At 67.6% G+C, this 17609-nt stretch carries 17 protein-coding genes; 7 read left to right on the forward strand and 10 right to left on the reverse strand.

Translation table 11 applies throughout. The features are described 5' to 3' along the window. Positions 1-21: 21 nt before the first annotated feature. The gene (locus QHF83_RS28325; RefSeq protein ID WP_282421083.1) at positions 22-1857 is read right to left on the reverse strand and encodes a hypothetical protein; all 1836 of its coding nucleotides are present in this window, start codon (positions 1855-1857) and stop codon (positions 22-24) included. 68 nt (positions 1858-1925) lie between these two features. Beyond that, positions 1926-2576, reverse strand: coding sequence for a hypothetical protein (locus tag QHF83_RS28330; RefSeq protein WP_282421084.1), 651 nt, complete (start codon positions 2574-2576; stop codon positions 1926-1928). Between the two features lie 157 nt (positions 2577-2733). Here QHF83_RS28330 and QHF83_RS28335 point away from each other — a divergent pair, with 157 nt between their 5' ends. After that, positions 2734-3804: a hypothetical protein gene (locus tag QHF83_RS28335; RefSeq protein ID WP_282421085.1), complete on the forward strand. Its 1071-nt coding sequence runs from the start codon at positions 2734-2736 to the stop codon at positions 3802-3804. An 11-nt stretch (positions 3805-3815) separates the two neighbouring features. Here the strand turns inward: QHF83_RS28335 and msrB are convergent, their stop codons facing one another. Further along, positions 3816-4208 carry a peptide-methionine (R)-S-oxide reductase MsrB gene (msrB, locus tag QHF83_RS28340; RefSeq protein WP_282421086.1) on the reverse strand — a complete coding sequence of 131 codons (393 nt, stop codon included), beginning with the start codon at positions 4206-4208 and terminating at the stop codon, positions 3816-3818. Between the two features lie 140 nt (positions 4209-4348). Here msrB and QHF83_RS28345 point away from each other — a divergent pair, with 140 nt between their 5' ends. Then, complete coding sequence (locus QHF83_RS28345; protein WP_282421087.1) at positions 4349-4981, forward strand: Uma2 family endonuclease; 633 nt, start codon at positions 4349-4351, stop codon at positions 4979-4981. On the opposite strand, the gene QHF83_RS28350 is transcribed toward QHF83_RS28345, so the two are convergent. From QHF83_RS28350 to QHF83_RS28370, 5 genes are all read right to left on the reverse strand, one after another. After that, the gene (locus QHF83_RS28350) at positions 4957-6117 is read right to left on the reverse strand and encodes a homogentisate 1,2-dioxygenase (RefSeq protein WP_282421088.1); all 1161 of its coding nucleotides are present in this window, start codon (positions 6115-6117) and stop codon (positions 4957-4959) included. The genes QHF83_RS28345 and QHF83_RS28350 overlap by 25 nt on opposite strands. After that, entirely contained in the window at positions 6114-7268 is a 1155-nt protein-coding gene (locus QHF83_RS28355) for a VOC family protein (RefSeq protein ID WP_282421089.1), read from the reverse strand. Before QHF83_RS28355 ends, QHF83_RS28350 begins: the two co-directional genes overlap by 4 nt. Positions 7269-7284: 16 nt before the next feature. After that, positions 7285-7935 (reverse strand): maleylacetoacetate isomerase, encoded by a 651-nt coding sequence (gene maiA, locus QHF83_RS28360; RefSeq protein WP_282421090.1) that lies wholly within the window; start codon positions 7933-7935, stop codon positions 7285-7287. Further along, entirely contained in the window at positions 7932-8909 is a 978-nt protein-coding gene (locus tag QHF83_RS28365) for a fumarylacetoacetate hydrolase family protein (RefSeq protein ID WP_282421091.1), read from the reverse strand. The genes maiA and QHF83_RS28365 overlap by 4 nt, the downstream gene beginning before the upstream one ends. 270 nt (positions 8910-9179) lie before the next feature. Further along, complete coding sequence (locus tag QHF83_RS28370; RefSeq protein WP_282421092.1) at positions 9180-9491, reverse strand: hypothetical protein; 312 nt, start codon at positions 9489-9491, stop codon at positions 9180-9182. A 348-nt stretch (positions 9492-9839) separates the two neighbouring features. Here QHF83_RS28370 and QHF83_RS28375 point away from each other — a divergent pair, with 348 nt between their 5' ends. Further along, entirely contained in the window at positions 9840-10313 is a 474-nt protein-coding gene (locus tag QHF83_RS28375) for a hypothetical protein (protein ID WP_282421093.1), read from the forward strand. A gap of 72 nt (positions 10314-10385) precedes the next feature. Here the strand turns inward: QHF83_RS28375 and QHF83_RS28380 are convergent, their stop codons facing one another. After that, positions 10386-12623, reverse strand: coding sequence for a DUF3160 domain-containing protein (locus tag QHF83_RS28380; protein ID WP_282421094.1), 2238 nt, complete (start codon positions 12621-12623; stop codon positions 10386-10388). An 89-nt stretch (positions 12624-12712) separates the two neighbouring features. After that, positions 12713-13600: a hypothetical protein gene (locus tag QHF83_RS28385; protein ID WP_282421095.1), complete on the reverse strand. Its 888-nt coding sequence runs from the start codon at positions 13598-13600 to the stop codon at positions 12713-12715. Positions 13601-14168: 568 nt separating this feature from the next. Here QHF83_RS28385 and QHF83_RS28390 point away from each other — a divergent pair. From QHF83_RS28390 to QHF83_RS28405, 4 genes are all read left to right on the forward strand, one after another. Further along, a complete protein-coding gene (locus tag QHF83_RS28390; RefSeq protein WP_282421096.1) occupies positions 14169-14684 on the forward strand; it encodes a hypothetical protein in 516 nt (171 codons plus the stop codon). A 670-nt stretch (positions 14685-15354) separates the two neighbouring features. Next, a complete protein-coding gene (locus QHF83_RS28395; protein ID WP_282421097.1) occupies positions 15355-16350 on the forward strand; it encodes a hypothetical protein in 996 nt (331 codons plus the stop codon). Beyond that, positions 16347-16898, forward strand: a complete 552-nt coding sequence (locus QHF83_RS28400) for a hypothetical protein (protein WP_282421098.1) — start codon at positions 16347-16349, stop codon at positions 16896-16898. Before QHF83_RS28395 ends, QHF83_RS28400 begins: the two co-directional genes overlap by 4 nt. 16 nt (positions 16899-16914) lie before the next feature. Continuing rightward, positions 16915-17595 (forward strand): hypothetical protein, encoded by a 681-nt coding sequence (locus QHF83_RS28405; RefSeq protein ID WP_282421099.1) that lies wholly within the window; start codon positions 16915-16917, stop codon positions 17593-17595. The last annotated feature ends 14 nt before the right edge of the window (positions 17596-17609 follow it).

Here is a 17609-nt window from a genome sequence, read left to right on the forward strand (position 1 = left end):
GGAGCGGGGCGAGTCATCGGGTCACCGCGGGATCCGGCGCACGGTGCCGTCGGAGTACGTGCCGTAGATGTAACCTCCCTCGATCGCGAAGAACCAGCCGGTCGCGACCTGGTCCACGGGCTCGCTCCCCCCACACTTGAGGGATTTGCGGCCGCCGTAATACGCATAGGCGTCGTCCACCTCCAGGTCGTCGTAGACGCCGTGCAGGTTCCCGACGTGGTACCCGAGGCTCCACATCGCCAGCGACGCCTTGTCGAGCGCGTAGACATCGATGCCCATATCGAACATCCCATCGAAATAGACGCGCTGCGCGTCGAGGGCGATTCCGCCTTCGCCCTGGGCGATCTTCTGGACGGACCCGGATCCGTCGCGCGGGGCGCGCTTCACCCAGGTCTGGAAGATAGCCCCCGAGGCGATGGGCGGCGCCGCGGCATACACGTGCGTCTCGTCCACGCGGAGGCCGATGATCCGCTCGTCGTCGATCCAGAGCGTGACCGCAGGACCCGAGCCATCCTTGGGCGCCTTCATGACGGCTTTGTTCGCCTTGTTCACCCAGAACACCTCATCGCCCGAGACGGCGATCGACTGGGGTTCGGACGCGGCGCTGACGAGCTCGATCGCGCCTCCGCCGCTGGGGACGCGCATGACGCTGCCGCCGAGCTCATTGGTCCAGTAGACGTGGGTGTCGTCCACCGCGAGGCGATACGGTTTGGCCTGGCCCGTGGCGAGGACCTCCTTGGGGCCGCCCCATTTGCTCACCCTGGAGATCGCGCTCGTGCCGGACTCGATGAAATAGACGTGCGTCGCGTCGATCTGGAGATCCGAGGGGCTGTCCCCCGTCGCGAGGATCGAGCTCATCCCGGGATTGCAGGTGCCCGCGATGCACGTCCCTGCGCACGTCACGCCGCACGTGCCGCAGTGCTGGGTCGAGGTCATGAGATCGGCGCAGACGCCGTTGCACAACGTGAACCCGCCCGGGCAGGAGGGGACGCATTGGCCGTCGTCACATACGGTCCAGCCGCCCTTGGGCACGGTGCAGGCGGTGCACGAGGCGCCGCAAGCGTTCGCGTCCGTATTCACGTCGACGCATTGGTTGCCGCATTTCGTGTACCCGGGGAGGCACTCGAAGTCGCAGGTCGCGGCCGTGCAGGTGGCCTTGCCGTGGAGCGGGGTGATGCACGGTTTGGAGCAGCCGCCGCAATGCTGGGGCGAGGAGAACAGGTCCACGCAAGCGCCGTTGCAGCTCGTGGCCGGCGGGGCGCAGGAGGGCGCGCAGCCAGCGCTCGTGCAGACCTCGCCGAGGGCGCAGGCATTGCCGCAGGCGCCGCAGTTCGCGGGGGTGAGGAGCGAGGTCTCGCAGCCGGCCTGCGCGGTGCAATCGGCGAAGCCTTCGTGGCAGCTCCCGAACTGCTGGCAGGCGCCGCCCACGCACGCCGAATGGGCGTTCGGGGCTGCGCTGCACGGCGTGGCCACAGAGGAGGTGCCGCACTGGTAGAGCGGCTCGTCGCGGCGGAGGCAGCGGCCGAGGTAGAGGAACGTTCCGGCGGGGCAACATACGTAGCCGTCGCCGTTGCTCCCGCCGCCGGCGCCGCCGCCACCTGTGCCACCGACGCCGCCCGAGCCGCCGCCAGCACCGCCGATGCCGCCGGCGCCACCTGTGCCACCTGTGCCACCGATGCCGCCGATGCCACCGATGCCGCCGATGCCGCCGGAGCCGCCTCCAGCACCGCCGATGCCACCGGAGCCGCCGCCGACGCCACCTGTGCCACCGACACCGCCGGATCCGCCGCTACCTTCGGATCCTCCGTGGCATCCTACCCAGACCAAGAATCCCGCCAGAACGATGGTTCGTCGCATGACCTCTTGGTTGTGAGGTCCGCCGCGCCATTCACGTTCTGGCGGAGTTCGTTCGAGGACCGACCGGTTCAGGGATCGACGGGGCAACGCGGCGCGATGTATTCGCCGTTGGCCGTCTCGCCCCAGTACTCGCTGTCGACCCGGAAACGAACCTCGTTCTCGTCGATCGAGAGGATCTCCAGCGTGCCCGCGCCGATCGTTCCGCCACCAAAGGAGCAATCATCGGGCTCCGACGAATAGGGCTCACCGGTCTCGGAGAAGTTGCTGTACGCGAGGAGCTCCGGGCTGTCGAGGTTGTAGACGCCCACCTGCTGCAGCGCGGGGGGAAGCGCGATGCTGAGCTGCCAATGACCGCAGCCGAGATCCGTGGTGGGCGAATCGCAGGAGGCGCCGAGGTCCGAGACGCGAAGGAAGAGATCGTCCGGGTTCAGCTCCGGCACGCCGCCCACGCTGGAGCTGCTGGGGAGCGGATCCTGGTTGGCCCAGTATTCGTCCCAGAGAACGTCGAGCTGCGCGCGGGTGAGCGCGACGGCGAGGGAATTCGAGCCGCTGCCATTGCCACCGGTGCCACCATTGCCACCGGTGCCACCACTACCGCCGGTGCCGTTGGCGTTTTGTTGGCTCTTGGCGTTGTCGTCGCTGCCCCCCTGGACGACGTAGTTGCCGCAGGCGGCGAGGAGGAGGGGGAGGACCAGGAAGGAAAGGCGCTGGAGGTTCATGCCCACCCCCTAAACATGTTTCGTGCCAGGCGGATGAACCTGCGATTTCGGGGGTTTGTTGGATGGTGTGCCAAATGTGTCGGCACAGTGTGCCCGTATGTGCCGGATGCGGGGTGAAAACACGCGAGGGCGCGCGTGTGGTAGGCTCGGCTTCGCCATGTCGCTGACGCGGCTCCACATCGCTCGGTTTCCCGGCCTCGCGCCGGGGACCGAGCTTCGCCTCGTCGAGCCAAAGACCGTGCTTCGTGGACCTCGCACCGCGGAGACGAGGGCGCTCCTGCGCCTCGCGGCGATGGCGATGGCCTTCGATTTCACCGGCCTCGAGGGCGAGGCGTTCGAGCTCGATTACGAGCTCACGCTCGGGCGCGCGGACATGCGGGTGCGGCTCCAGAACGCGCCGGGCGCGCTGGCCGATTGGCGCTGCGAGGTGAGGACCGAGCTGCGCACCGACGCGCTCGTGTATCGACTCGAATGCATCGCCGATCCGCGCGGTGCCCGCGCCTTCGGCGCCGAGGGCGTCTTCTATTCGAGCAAATCCCCGCCCTTCTCACCTTTCGCGGGCAGCTTCCTCGAGCCGCTCGTCCGCGCGCTCCGCGGGCGAGGGATGCCCGCGGCGCAAGACGGCCGTGTCCTCGGCGGGATGATTACGCTCCTCAACTTCCCCTTGTACGGCGGCGTGGGCTGGCTCGACGAGGGGCTCGGCGCGTTCGACGTCCTGACCGGCGCCGCCTCGTCCAGGCGCTCCGGCGATGGCATGGAGCCGCCGCGCCTCGTCCTCGACGACCGCCCGGACGGCTCCCGCGCCTTTCGCTTCCGCGGCCTGCCGATCACGAGCCACCCCGTGGGCGAGGCGCTCTCGGACCTCCCGCGCAAGGAGGCCTATTTCAACGACGAAGGCTTGTGGCTCGAGCGCGGCTCGAGCCCGCTGTTCCTGCGCCGGTTCGTCGCGCTCACCGGCTTCGACGAGGCGGCCATGCTGGTCCGGCGCGATCCGACGAACGAGCGCCATTTCGGCCCGCTCGCCTTCCGGTTCCGGCGGGGAAGCGCGTCCGTGGAGCACGAGGCGCTCTCGTTTGGTGAGAAGCGGCTGCTCGCGATCTTGCATTACCTGGAGCTGCCGCGGCTGCTCGTGATCGCGGAGCATCTCGGCCATGGGCTCAGGCCGGCGTGGCGGCAGGCCTGCGAGGAGGCGCTCGGGTCGCGGCGAGCGCTCTTGTGGGAGCCTTAGCCTCCGGCCTTCTACCGAGGCACGAAATCGAGCGAGGCCGAGTTGATGCAATACCGCATGCCGGTCGGGGGCGGGCCGTCGGGGAAGACGTGGCCGAGGTGGGCGTCGCATTTGGCACAGCGGACCTCGGTGCGGAACATGCCGTGGCTCGTGTCTTCGATCTCCTTGACGATGTCCTTCGAGAGCGGGGCCCAGTAGCTCGGCCAACCGCTGCCGGAGTCGTACTTCGTGGACGAATCGAAGAGCGGCTCGCCACAGCAGACGCAGGTGTAGCGCCCGTCGGCCTTGTGGTTCCAGAACTTGCCCGTGAAGGCCCGCTCGGTACCGCCGCACCGGCTGACGCGGTATTGCTCGGGGGAGAGGCGCTCGCGGTAGGGATCCTCGCGCTCGGGTTGGCTCGACATGAAAGTCCTCCGCCGCGCATCCTAGCGCGAGGCGCGGCGCCGTTCGAGCCCCGGCGCACGAGCGCGGCGGTCGGGCGCTTGACGGGCCTCGGGGGAGGCTGTAGCGGCTAGGAGGCCCCTACCGATGGAGGAGCGACGTCGTGGCTGCCAAGATGCCCCTCGTGACCGAGGACGAGTACATCGAGTTCGAGCGCAAGAGCCTGGACAAGCACGAGTTCTGCCGCGGCGTGATCACGGCGATGGCCGGCGCCTCGGCGCGGCACAACGCGCTCTGTGCCAACATGATCGGGCTCCTCTTCGGCGCCCTCCGCGGCGGCCCATGCGCCGTCCTGACGAGTGATCAACGCGTCTACGTCGAGGCGACGGGCCTCTACACCTACCCCGACGTGGTCGTCGTCTGCGGCGCGCCGCAGTTTCACCCGAAGTACCGCGAGAACCTCCTGAACCCTCGGATCATCGTGGAGGTCCTCTCGCCTTCGACGGCGCGGCACGACCAGACGTCCAAGTTCTCCCATTACCGCATGATCCCCTCGCTCGAGGAGTACGTGCTCGTGTACCAGGACGAACGGCGGATCGAGCATTACAAGAAGCTCCCCACGGGGCAATGGTTGCTCACCGAGTGCACGGGGGACGAGGGGAGCGTGGAGCTGCCCGCGCTCGGCTGCACGATCCGGCTTGCCGACGTGTATGCAGGGGTCGAGCGGTTCGCGCCGGCGCCGGAGGGCCAGGGAAACGAGCCCGAAGCGGCTCAGCCCTCGACGAAGCTGTCCTGATAGCCCGGATCCTCGGCGCCGAGCGCGGCCTCGGTCGGGAGGAGGGGACCTTCCGTGTCGAGCATGACGGCGAGCTCGCTCGTCTCCTTCGTGCCGATGCTGGCCTCGTAGGAGCCCGGGTGCGGGCCGTGCGGGATGCCCGCCGGGTGGTGGGAAATGCTGCCTGGACCCACGCCGCGGCGCGAGGTGAAGTTGCCGCGGCAATAAAAGATGAACTCGTCGCAGTCGTACGACGAATGCGGGTACGGGCAGGGGATCGCCTGCGGGTGGAAATCGACCACGCGCGGGACGAAGCTGCAGACGAGCGCGCCGCGCGCGGCGAAGGTGCCGTGCCAGTCGGGCGGGAGGTGCACGAGGCCCGCGCGCGGCTGGAAGTTCAGGATCGGGAAGACGAACGGATACACCGTGCCGTCCCAGCCGACGACGTCGAGCGGCGAATGCGCCATCGAGAAGCCGTGGAAGCCGCCGTCGCGCTTGACGACGAGCTTGCGGATCCCCTCGTCCATGGGCCCGACGAAAGCGGGCTTCTTGAAATCGCGGTGGCTGTAAGGCGCGTCCATGCGGAGCTGCCCGACGTCGTTGCGCCATTTCGAGGGGATGTGGATCCCGCCCATCGCCTCGATGCAGAGCCACGATTGCAGCCCCGCGTCGGGGATGAAGCGATAGAAGAGACCCCGCGGCACGTAGACGTAATCGTCTTTCTCGTACCGGAGGTCGCCGAGCATCGTGCGCAAGAGCCCGCTGCCCTCGAACACGTAGAAGAGCTCGTCGGCGTCGGCGTTCGAGAAATAGACCGGATCGGGCGCGTCCGGGCGGGCGATGCCGAGGACGACGTCGCCGTTGTAGAGCAAGGGGACGCGCCCGTCGATCTGCGGGCCGCTCGGCGTCGGGACCGAGGTCGATCGATAATGGCGCTTCGCCAGGGGGCGCTGCGGGGCCGGCGTCGGGAGCGCGAACCCGTGCTCGGCGGGCGCGACGCGGTGCTCGTGCGGGCGCCGCTCGTGATACGCGATGGTGTAGGGCCCGTCGAACCCGCGACGCGTCAGGCACTCCTCCCAGCGGAGGGCGCCCTTCGCGTCGCGGAGCACCGTGTGGTGCTTCGGCGCGAGCTCCCCGAAGGCGAGGCGCTCGATCATGCGACCTTGCCTTCCGTCTTCTGCTGCCGCTCGATGCTCTCGAAGAGCGCGCGGAAATTGCCGCCGCCGAAGCCCCGATCGCCCTTGCGCTGGATGATCTCGTAGAAGAACGGCCCGGCGTTCGGATCCCCGTGCGTTCCGGACGATTCCTTGAGGAAGATCTGGAGCAGGTATTTGCCCTCCGCCTCGCCGTCGACGAGGACTTCGAGATCGCGCAGCACGTTCACGTCCTCGTCGATCTGCTGGACGCCGAGCGACTTCAGGCGCGTCGGGAGCGCGTCGTAATACGAGCCCGGCGTGGGCATGAACTGGATGCCACGCTCGCGCATGTGCTTCACCGAGGTGAGGATGTCCTTCACCGCGATCGCCGCGTGCTGGACGCCGTCACCGCGGTGCTCCTCGTTGAAGATGTTGATCTGCGAGCTCTTGAAATACGGCCGGTACGGCTCGTTGTTCGCGAACTTCACGCCCGAGCCCGGATCCCACATCACGGCCGAGCGGAGCCCGGAGCCGTGATCGCCGCCCTTCTTGACGTCCTCGGTGTGGAACTGGATCTCCCAGAACCGCTCGAAGCCGAGCACGTGCTCCATCCAGAGCAGCGCCGGCGCCATCGTCTGGAAGTTCGTCGTGATGTGATCGAAATGCGTGAAGCCGAGCGAGTTCTTGCCGCCGCGCGGGATGTCGTAATGCACCGCGCCCGGGAAGAGCTTGCGATAGCCCTTGCGCTCGACGAAGCGGAACGTCGTGTCGCCGAAGGGCGACGTGATCGAGAACGAGGCGAACTCGCCGCCGTCCTCCTTCACGCGCGTGATCTCGTCGATCGGCGTGCCGCCGCGCCCGTCGAGCAGGCGGAACGCGCGCTCGATGTCCTCGACCTCGAAGATCAGCGTGCCGACGCCGTCCGGGTGCTTGCGGAGGTACCGCCATGCCCGCCCGCCCTCGCCGAGCGGCTGCGAGCACATGACGATGCACTCGCCGGCGCGGAAGACGACCGAGCGCTGCTTGGCCGCCTCCTCGAGCTCGGGGCTCGAATGGGCGATCTCCTCGAAATCGAGCTTCTCCGTGTAGAACTTGCGGCTCCGCTCGAGGTCGCGGACGTAGTAGTGAAGCGCCTCGATGCGCTTGATCCCGATGGATTCCACCTTCGACATGATCTCGATGACTCCTTCAACCACCGATAACGGCGTCGATTTGCCGATCCGGATGAGCGGCCTGGAAGGCCGGTAGCGACGCGCATTGCTCTTCGATGCGCACGAGCGACGGGAACGGGCCGAGGTCCACGCCAAAGCGCCGTGCGGCAAAAAGCTGGGGCACGAGGCACACGTCGGCCACCGTGGGCGCGTCTCCCACAGAGAATCGGCCCTGGACGGGCTCGGCGAGCGTCTGGTACGCGGCGAGGCCCTTCTCGATGAAGCGGCGCGCGAACGCCTGCTCGTCGCCGCCGAGCTCGCTCTTCACGAGCTTGAGCACCGAGAGGTTCTGGAAGGGCTGGATGCCGGCGTTGATCGTCTCGGCGAGCTGCCGCGTCCGCGCGCGGAGGAACGAATCGGCCGGCAGGAGCGGCTGCTCCGGATATCGCTCCTCCAGCCATTCGATGATCGCGAGCGATTGCCCGAGCCTGTGGACGACGCCGCCCTCCTCGACCTCGAGCGTCGGCACCTGCGCCATCGGGTTCTTTTCGCGGTAATCGTCCCGGAACTGCTCGCCGCCGTCCTTGACCAGGTGGACGGGGACGTACTCGAAGGGGACGCCTTTGAGGTGCAGCGCGATCCGCGTGCGATAGCTGCAGGAGCTGCGCCAGTATCCGTAGAGCTTCATGGAGAAACCACCTTCTGCTCGATGCGCCCGAAAATGTTCTGCCCGTCCTCGCCCCGCATCTCGATGGCGATGGTGTCGCCGGGCTTCATGAACGGCGTCTTCGGCGCGCCCTCCTCGATGGTCTCGATCATGCGGCGCTCGGCGAGGCAACTCACGCCGCGCGCGCGATCGACGTTGGAGACCGTGCCGCTGCCGAGGATCGTCCCGGCGCCAAAGGCGCGGGTCTTCGAGATGTGCTCGACGAGATCGAAGAACGAGAAGTGCATCTCCGGCCCGGCCTCGGGATCGCCGATGAGCGCGCCGTTGTAGGTCGAGACGAGGCGGAGATGGACGCGGCCGTCCCGGAACGCGCCGCCGAGCTCGTCGGGCGTGACCGCGAAGGGCGAGAATGCGGTGGCCGGCTTCGATTGAAAGAAGCCGAATCCCTTGGCGAGCTCGGCGGGGACGAGATTTCGCAAGGTGATGTCGTTGGCGAGGCAAAGGAGGCGCACGTGGCGGTGCGCGTCTTCCTTTTTGGTGCCGAGGGGGACGTCGCCGAGGATGACGCAGATCTCGGCCTCGAAATCGAGGCCCCAGCGCGCGTCGTGGAGGACGATGTCCTCGCGCGGGCCGAGGAGCACGGAAGAGCCGCCCTGGTAGACGAGCGGATCGGTGCGCAGCGTCTCGGGCGGCTCGGCGCCGCGGGCCTTGCGGACGAGGACGATGTGATTGATGTACGCCGAGCCGTCGACCCACTCGTAGGCGCGCGGCAAGGGCGGCGCGAGCTTCGCCGGATCGAGGGGCTCGCCCGGGATCTCGCCACGCTCGAGGCGGGCGGCGAGGTCGCAGAGGCGCGCCTCGGCTTCGTCCCAGCGATCGAGCGCGGCCTGCATCGTGGGGATGTCGGACGGCGCCGGGGTGAACACCGCGCCGTCGCCTCGGACGACGACGAGCGTGCCGTCCCTTCCCGGTCCTCGTAAGCTCGCGAGCTTCATACGTGCCTCTCCGCCGTGCTTGGCGTGGCGTCGGGTAGCACGAAGAGGCAGGGAGGTTCAACCCCGGAGGCGGGCGCCGGAACCCCCACCGCACACGGCAGGCCCCGAACGGCCCTTCGCGTACGCCGGACACGTGTCAGGAACTCGCCGAACGGCCTTCGGGGGTGCCTGTCCGGAGGAGCCGGCGGCGCCTTTGTGCTCCCGGTCGTGGCTCGCGACGGCGACGCCGACGAACGGCGGGCCCACCGTTCGTCGGGTCCTTTCCGATCGTCAGTCGCAGCGCCTGATGCAGCGCCGATAGCGCCGGTGGCACTCGCTACTCGCGAGGCCCGGGGGCCGGCGCCGGTAGTAGCCCCCGCGCCAGCCCGCGCGTGGCTCCTCCAGATCGAGGCAGTCGATGTATTCGGCTTGGCAGAAGCTCTCACAAATGCGCTGCGTGGAGAGCTCTTCGGTCGACGAGTCGGTCTCCTCCACGAGAGATACGCTCTCTTCGTTGTCCGCCGCCATGGAGACGCTCGGGAACAGGGCTGCCAGCGCCCCGAACACGACCGCGATTGCTGTGTTTTTCCTGATGGAATTCATGGCAAATCCCTCCTCTGCGAGGCCCCCATTCACGCAGGCGCCCGAGCGAAACGTGAGCCGTCGCCGACGGATGTCGATAGGCTCCCTGGTAGACGAGGGGACGAGGACGATGGGATGGATGCACGCGGAGCCGTCGACCCACGCGCAGGCGCGCGAACGCACGCCGGGCGTCGGGCGGCACGAAGGGGCCGGGAGGTTCAACCCCGGAGGGCCGGAGGCCCCGAGGGAGGTGTGAGACGGCCTCGGAAGCAGGGATTCTTGCGTTGTCCGACCATGCCCGGTAGGCGTCGACCGCATCCGCCCGAGGGGGAGGTCCCCGAGGCGAGGCATCAGGAAAGACCTACGGACATGAAGAAGCTCGTTTTCGTATTCGCGGCCCTCGCGCTTTTTGGTTGTGCCAAGGAGGAGGCGGCCCCGAGCCCCGCCGGCGGTTCGTCCGCGAAGGCCGCCGCCGCCCCCGCCGGCTCCACGGTGCCCGCGGCGGCCGAGGCCAAGCCCGAGGCCAAGGCCGAGGCCAAGCCCGCCGCGCAGAAGGGCCTCGCGTCGGGGGAGGTCGTCATCGGCTACCTCCGCGACCCGAAGGACGAGGGGCAGTGTGCCGCCCTCGTGGCGCCCGAGGCCGAGAAGGCGAAGTTCGACGACGCGAAGGTCGCCGACCTCGCCAAGACGCTCAAGCTCGACGTCGCCAAGTCCTGCCCGAGCGAGGGCGTCGTGGGCGTGTGCAACGCGATGGGGATGCTCGTGAATTACACCGGGCCGAAGTACACGAAGGAGTCGGCCCAAGCGGATTGCACGAAGAGCCGCGGCAAGTTCATCGAGTGAAAGCTGTGCCGACGTGAGCCGCCCGAAGCCTCCTTCGGGCGGCCACGTCAGGGCTCGGGGGCGACGCGTCTCTCAGCGGGACACGAGGTCCGTCATCCACGGCACGTCGGCGGGCGTCGCGGCTGTGAGGCCCTGCGCCCACTCCTCGTCGGTCATTCGCTCGAAGTTCGACGTGATCTTCTCGAAGTAGGACGAGGCCAGGCCCACGAAGGCCCGCGGCGTGCCGCACGGGTCCGCCGTCACGACCATCAGGCGCGGCAGGCCCGTCCCCACGTGCAGGACACGGCCGACCATGTTGCCGACCTCGTCGGTCGGCTGCGTGTGCACGTCGGCGATCGTCGGATCCTCCTGGACGCTCTGGTAGTTGTCGAAGAACAGGTTCGCGTACCAGCCCGTCGCGCCCTCCGGATCGCCGCAGCCCATCTGCACCTTCACGGCCTGGTTGATGAAATCGAGGTGCTCCTGCGTGAGCGGGACGCCATCGCGCTCGTTCTTCGCCATCTCGCCGAGCTTCGTGGCCACGTCGCGCAGCGTGGCGAAGTAGGCCGGGATCTGCGCTGCGAGACCCGCGTTGCCCGAGAGATCGAGGGTCCCGACCAGGGCGGAGCCGTGCTCGGCGAGCTCGGCGACGCGGGTATAGAAGGCCGGGTACGGGTCCACGAACGCGTCCGGGAACTGGCACGACGCGCCGCCCGTGTACGATTGCTTCGCGTAGAGCAGCGTATCGTGCCGGAGCTCGGCCCAGGACGCGAGCTGCGTGTTCATGAGCCTGCGGCCCCAGGCCTCCGTCTTCGCGACGCCGGGCAGGCTCGCGAGGTCGCCGGCGAGGGTCTTGCTCGGCGAGAGCTCGCGCAGCGAGACGAGCCAGCGGTTGTAGAGGTTGTCGTTCCAGAACGATTCGGGGTGCGCGTCGACGAGGACGCGCATCATGTGCAGGTCCGGCGCGTACTGGAACTGTTCGAGCTCGGGGGAGAGGAGCTGCCCGGCCTGATCGTTTCCGAGCGCGGCGAAGCCGACATCGAGCGGATTCGGCATCATGCGATAGACCTCGCCCTTCTTCACGCGGTCGTAGACCACGTTCGAGAAGACGTGCGAGTCGACGACGTACCGCTGGCCGAAGAGCGCGAAGCTCGACGAGAGCGGGAGCGTGCCACGCCCGAGGCCGTTGATCATGATGTGGCTCGAGATCCGCTGCGTGCCGTAGCCCTTTTGCAGCACGACCTCGGCGATCTTCTCGTCCGCGAGCCCCGCGAGCCCCGAGGCGTCGGCGACGCCGAGGTCCCCGAGCAGGCCGTCGAGCTCGGGCAGGGTCATGTAATCGCTCTCGCCGACGAAACCGCGGATCGCGTTGTCGATGCGGGTATACCGCTTCTGCTGCTCGCCTTGCGCGAGGGCGTGGAGGACGTAGGCGCCTTCGAGCTGCCTGCGCTGGAAGACCTGCCCGCCGTCCGGTTGCGTCTCGATGATGCGGAAATCGATGCGGCCGAGCCACATCATCGAGCGGAAGTAACGCTCGAGCTCCGGCGAGTCGGTGTAGTGGCCGCGCGGCTCGAACTGCGAGAAGTCGACGATGCGATCGCTGCCGAAGAGGCGCGTCTGGCCCGTTCCCTGGTGGGCCTTGGCGCCGTCGACGAGCGCGACGATGTCGGCCTCCTGCGCGCCCGCGACGGGCGAGACCGCCTGCCCGGTGAGCAGCGAGAGCGCGACGGCGGTGAAGAGATCCGCGTCCGCGCGCGCCTCGACGCCGAGCGCGGAGCCGCCGCCGGCCGCGAGCTCGGCGCGCATGGATTCGAGCAACGTTTGAAGCTCGGGCGCGAGGGACGCGATCTCGACGGCCTTGAGGATGGCGTCGTAGGAGCGGTGGACGGCGTAGAGGACCGAGTCCGCCGACACGTAGAGCGGCAGATCGAGCGCATAAATGCTCTCGTAGCCGTACACGAACGTCGGGAAACGTTTCTTCTCCGAGATGACGAAGCCGTTCTTCTGGAGCTTGTCCATCTCGTCGGCGTCGAGGCCGAGCGAGGAGGCCTGGATCAGCGGGAGGCCGTCGGCCTGCGCGGGATCGTAGGAGAGGCCGTTCGCGAAGGAGACCTGATACTGGCTCGCGAAATCGGCGGCGGTCATGTTCGCCGATTTTTGCGCCTCGGCGAGAAGCGAATCGAGCTCGGCCTGTTGATCCGGCGCCATCGGAGTGGGCGGCAGGGCCGTTCCCTCGGGCTTCTTGGGCTGATCTTCCAATGTCGTGAAACACGCGGTGGCGAGGACCGCGAGGAGCGGGACGGAGCACAAGCGAAGCAGCGGCGTGCGCATGTTGGATTTCCCTTCCGCGGCGGCTCGAATCGCCGCGCGCGCCATTGCGCCTAGCAAGGTGCGTGCCCCGTGTGGCGCGCTTGGTATGTTCAGGTCGAGCCCATCTCCGCCTTGATCCGCGCGATCTCCTGCGCCGCCTCCGCGGCTCGTTTCTCGGCGGCGGCGAGCTTGGCCTGCTTTTCGGCGAGCTCGGCCTCCTGCTTGGCCTTCCGCAGCTTGGCCTCCTTCTCCTTCATGGATGCGAGGAGCGCCTTCTGCCGCGCGAGCTTTGCTTCGAGGCGCGTGATCGATTGAGAGAGCTCGGGGAGGGTCGGGGTCCTCGATCCGCCGCTCGACAGGAAGAATCGGTCGACGAAATCGCGCGGCACCTTGCCTTCGAGGCTCGCGTGCACGAGCTCGCCAATCTGACCGGCCGTGAGCTTGCGGAGGGCGTTCACGCCGTTGATCAGCTCCGTCCGCGGGCCGGCGACGAAGGTGTCCATGGCCTGCTCCGCGAGCGAGGTCTTGGTGACGGCCTCGTCGGCCTTGACGATGGCCACCGAAAGCTTCAGCGCGGTGGCTCCGAGCGCGGGCACGTTCGCGGCGCCGAGCGGCCCCACCCATGCGCGCATGGTCTCGAGCTGGGCGCCGAGAATGGGCCGCTTGAGGTCACTCGGGCTCTGCCCCTCGAAGAGCTGCCGATAAAGCGGGGCCTGAAAATCCTGATTGTACGCCGCGAGCACGGCCTTTTTCGTCTCGTCGACGAGGACATTGAGCACATCGTCGGCGGCCACCATGAGTGCCTTGGCGAAGGCGATGGCATCGAGGAGGGCGTCTTCCTCGACCTTGCGCTTGCGGAGCTCGGCGCGCAGGACCGTGAAGGGCTCGGCGAGCGGAGCGGTCTCCGGGTACGCCTTCGCGGTCAACTCGGTGTGGCGAAGCTCCTCGTCGACGTCTTCGAAGGGCTCGTCGATGGCGATGGTATGGGGTCCTGTCATGGGTTGCGACCCTACAAGGTGGGCGGGGAAGGTGTAAAGGGAAACGTCAGAGCGCGCAGAATCGGGGCGGGAGGCTTCGGAGAGGAGCGCGTCTTCGCGCGGAAATGCGCGGGGAGGGTTCGACGGGAGGTTTTTGGCGAGGCGCGCCGCGCGGGGAGGGGTCTCCGCGGGAATTTCTCGGCGGGGAGGTCGGGGGGAGAGGCCTTCCCCGCGGGATTTTGTCGCCGAAGGACGGGCGGGGGAGGGGTCCCCGCGGAGAATTGCGGCGCGGATCCTTGGCGGGGAGGGGTCGCCGGGGAGGAGCGCGGCGCGGAAATGTTCGTGGGGAGGCTTCCCCGGGGTGGGCGAGGTTGGGTTCGGTCTGGTGCGGAGGGGTGCCGTTGACGGGGGGGCCGTTGTGACGTCTCATGCTAGGCATGGACGTGCGGCGAGTCCTGGCCATGCCCTCTCACCGCGCGCTCGCCCCCGACAAGGTCAAGGTCGAGTTCACGATGAGCTTGACGGTAGAGCCGGTCCAAGGAGCGGGTGTCACGCAATGAATTCACCGATTCGTCTATGGGTTCGCCCGGTGCAGGAGCTCCCGCAGGGGGTTCAAGGAACCGCCCCCCGGCAGTTCCACCGGTATGACACCTTCGCGCGGGAGCTCTCCGACGCGCTCGGGGCCGTTGTGGATGTCGTGGAGCGGCCACCCGAGGAAGCGACCGAGACAGGGCTCGTCTTCATGCACGTCGATTCGCCGCTCTTTACCCACCTCATGAGCCGCGCATCCGAGGGCAGCCCACGGGGGATCCATCATCGGATGTTCTTGTTGCATGTGCTACCGAGCGAGGCCCAGGAACTGGACAAACTGGCTCCTCTGGGGGCCCTACTCGCCCAGCATTACGGGAGATGGAAGTTTCGTCAGCCCCAGTTCCGCGGCGATATTTACGGGCCGAAATCATTCGAGTCCACCCTGGCAGCGCATTTTCGACCCGTCCCCCATGAGCAGACAGACGATTACGTGCTCTATCAGAGCGAGCCGCGCCTCGACCTGCCGAAGGCGGTGGCCCTGTACATTTCGTTGGTGCTTCCCGCAGGCGTGTAACCTCGCGCGCGCGAGGATCCTCTTCACGGGGTGAGCGCGGTTGGGTTCGGTCTGGTGCGGAGGGGTGCCGTTGACGGGGGGGCCGCTGTGACCTGTCATGGTGGGCATGGACGTGCTGCGAGTCACCCGTGCCGCGCTGATGCTCGTGGGCGCCGCTCTGCGGTTCTTTCGGCTCGGGCTTCCGGTGCTCTTCGCTTTTTGCGTTTCGGCATGGCTCCTCGGGTGCGGCGCGGCGGGCGTGCCCGCGGTGGGGTGGGCGCAGGAGCTGCACGGGAAGAGCGTATTTCGCGTCTGCCGGCGGCATCCCCGCGTCGGCCCGAATGCGCGTTACTGGTACGAGCTCGGGGACGGAGTGCATCGACCGGCGTTCGAACCGCTCGAAAAGCTCCTGGAAAACCCTTCGGTCAAGGCCGTTTTTATCCATGACCCCCTCGCGCCGCCCGAGAGCCGGAGGCTTTTGGGGCTCGCGTATCAGGATCTGCCCTGCGACAAGCCGCCGCCGCCGCCGCCTCCGGTGAAGATCGCGGCGAAGGAGCCGGAAGCCGGGCCGGCCGAGCGCACGACCATCCGAACCGTGACGCGGACGTCGGCGATGAGGCCCTGCGACAGGCCGGGAAACAGGCCTCCGGATCAGCGTTTCCTCGGGCAAACGGCGCCCACGCCCGCTCCGATGCCTGGGACGAGGGTTCCGTGTGCGCCGCCTCCGCCCGGGAAGACATATGAGGAGCAGAAAGTCAACCTGGCGCGGAGGGAGGCCGAGGAGGAGGCGAGGAGGACCGGGGAGCGGATTGGGCGCGCGTGGGGTGAGACGCTTGGCAAGGCGGATGAAGCGAGGAATACGCTCAATTTCAGTCTCGGCGGGGGGCGCCCCTTCGACGTAGCGCTTTGGAACAACCCTGGAGGCGCCGAGGCGATGCGGGCCGATCTGGCCCGCCGACTGAATGCAATCCCGGATCTGCCGACGTACGATGACGAGGGGCTCGCCAAGATCGCCTGGGAGGCATTCCTCAAGGGGTATGGGAAAGGCTGGGCGGACGCCGAGGCCAAGTTCGCGATCGTGAACGCCCTGGCGGATACCTTGTTGACGCTCGCCACGGCGGGAGCGGGGGCCCTGGAGACCGCGGGGGCGAGGGCGCTGCGGTCGGCTCAGCAGAGGCTACGCAGCATGCCGGTGTTCCTGCCGAGCGCGGCGGGCGGACCGGGCGGGTTCTTGCGGCGGCCGAAGCTGCCGAGTGCGCCGGCTCCGAGCCCGCCGCCTGCGGCGCAGCCGAAGCCGCCCAGCGGGACGACGGTCACGACGACGACGAAGCCCGTGTCAAGCCCAAACGGCGGCGCGGGGCAGGCGGGGGGGAAAGCGCGGCTTCCACCCAAGGGCACGCCGGAGAGGCGGGCGATTGAAACGGCACGCGACAAGGGTGTACGTCTCAAGAAGGCCCAAGAGCTCGAGAATATTCGAGAGGGAGGCCGAGGGAGTGGTGTATGGTCGGACAAGGAGCTGGATGATATCCGTAAGACTGGCGAGTTTCCGTTGGATGCCCGCTGGCACCATGATCCTACCGTCGCGAACCGGCCTGACCTTGCGGCCGACCCTTCTGTCGTGCGACCGGTGCGAGGAGGAACGCAGGGACATCTCAAAGCGCATGGCGGAGATTTCAGAAAACCATGAGTAACAACGACCCCGGAATTCTGGAGCGAGTGCTCATACGCCGCTACGGACAGCCAGACGAGACGTACAAGGAGGGCATGCGGGCAAAGATATGGGCAAGCGGCACGGCATCCGTCTCGGTACTGTACTATTCGACCGATTGGACGAGACCGCCCGCGTCGGAGTTTCGCATGCATCAGCAGATTTACGGCGCGTGTCGTGGGGGAACGCTCGTGGATAGCTCCCTGAAAGTAGCCATGCCGGCGTGGGAGACGCCGTTTTACCTCTATAGTCTCCACGGATTGGGAGAGCAGGTGGAGGTCAAGCGTGCCCTGGCGCTGGACCCAGAGCTTTCGTTCTTCATGGATGCATCGAACGTGTGTTTCTACGGCCACAAGCATGGCAGGTTGTTCGTGTACGATACGACGTTCGACGAACTCTATGAGAGCGGTCCGATCGAATCCGCGCTGGAGGAAATCATCGCACAGTGGGAGGAGGCCAAACCCAGCGAGTCGTCGCTCGGGAGGGCGGGACCGGTGATTGTTGACCCCGACAAACCGTTCGCGTAGGATGCGGGGCAGGGACATGGACGACAAACTCGACCTCGGCCAGGCGTACGCGCCGCCCGCCGCGTCGCCGCCCGCCGCGTCCCTCCCCGGCGTGGTCTCGCCCTACGACAAGATCGTGAGGTTATCTTTCCCGGTCGGCGCCGTGGTCGGGCTGGTCATGGGCAGTGTGGACTATCTCCGGAGCGCCTACGCGTTGAGCTTCTTCCATGCGCAGAAGTCCACCCCGGGAATCCTGTGCGTCGCCCTGCTCCGCGGGTGGGGCGCCGCCTGCGCCGTGCTCGCCGCATCCCTCACGGCGGTCATCCTCCTCCATCGCGCGGGGCGCAGGGCGAGTGGACCCATCAAGGTCGATCACGCGCGCGTGTACCTCGTCCTGGCGACGCTCCCACTCCTCAGCGTCGTCACGGCTCCGTTCTGCCTCCTCGGCGCCCTGCTTCTGTGGTTGGCAGAACCCGCGGGGACGACGAGCGAATTTGGGGCATCCCTGTCCGATTTCGTGAGATCGGCCGATTTCAAGTACCTCCCGGCCTATGGCGCGCTCGTCGGGCTTTGGCTCACGTGCCTGCTCCGCATCGGAGCAAACTGGCTCACCACGAAGAAACACGGCCTCGCCCTGAAGCTCTTCGTCGCGTACGCCTCGCTCGCCATACCCAATGCTGTGCTACGAGCTATCTTCTCGATCGTGGATCCGGTTTGAGTCGGCTCCTCAAT

The organism is Polyangium sp. 15x6 (assembly GCF_029960785.1).
Lineage (GTDB): Bacteria > Myxococcota_A > Polyangia > Polyangiales > Polyangiaceae > Polyangium.

Bases quoted from the DNA above. Each gene is read 5' to 3' on its own strand.
- QHF83_RS28325 (WP_282421083.1), bottom strand. From the start codon at position 1,857: ATGCGACGAACCATCGTTCTGGCGGGATTCTTGGTCTGGGTAGGATGC.
- QHF83_RS28330 (WP_282421084.1), bottom strand. From the start codon at position 2,576: ATGAACCTCCAGCGCCTTTCCTTCCTGGTCCTCCCCCTCCTCCTCGCC.
- QHF83_RS28335 (WP_282421085.1), top strand. From the start codon at position 2,734: ATGTCGCTGACGCGGCTCCACATCGCTCGGTTTCCCGGCCTCGCGCCG.
- msrB (WP_282421086.1), bottom strand. From the start codon at position 4,208: ATGTCGAGCCAACCCGAGCGCGAGGATCCCTACCGCGAGCGCCTCTCC.
- QHF83_RS28350 (WP_282421088.1), bottom strand. From the start codon at position 6,117: ATGATCGAGCGCCTCGCCTTCGGGGAGCTCGCGCCGAAGCACCACACG.
- QHF83_RS28355 (WP_282421089.1), bottom strand. From the start codon at position 7,268: ATGTCGAAGGTGGAATCCATCGGGATCAAGCGCATCGAGGCGCTTCAC.
- maiA (WP_282421090.1), bottom strand. From the start codon at position 7,935: ATGAAGCTCTACGGATACTGGCGCAGCTCCTGCAGCTATCGCACGCGG.
- QHF83_RS28365 (WP_282421091.1), bottom strand. From the start codon at position 8,909: ATGAAGCTCGCGAGCTTACGAGGACCGGGAAGGGACGGCACGCTCGTC.
- QHF83_RS28370 (WP_282421092.1), bottom strand. From the start codon at position 9,491: ATGAATTCCATCAGGAAAAACACAGCAATCGCGGTCGTGTTCGGGGCG.
- QHF83_RS28375 (WP_282421093.1), top strand. From the start codon at position 9,840: ATGAAGAAGCTCGTTTTCGTATTCGCGGCCCTCGCGCTTTTTGGTTGT.
- QHF83_RS28380 (WP_282421094.1), bottom strand. From the start codon at position 12,623: ATGCGCACGCCGCTGCTTCGCTTGTGCTCCGTCCCGCTCCTCGCGGTC.
- QHF83_RS28385 (WP_282421095.1), bottom strand. From the start codon at position 13,600: ATGACAGGACCCCATACCATCGCCATCGACGAGCCCTTCGAAGACGTC.
- QHF83_RS28395 (WP_282421097.1), top strand. From the start codon at position 15,355: ATGCCTGGGACGAGGGTTCCGTGTGCGCCGCCTCCGCCCGGGAAGACA.
- QHF83_RS28400 (WP_282421098.1), top strand. From the start codon at position 16,347: ATGAGTAACAACGACCCCGGAATTCTGGAGCGAGTGCTCATACGCCGC.
- QHF83_RS28405 (WP_282421099.1), top strand. From the start codon at position 16,915: ATGGACGACAAACTCGACCTCGGCCAGGCGTACGCGCCGCCCGCCGCG.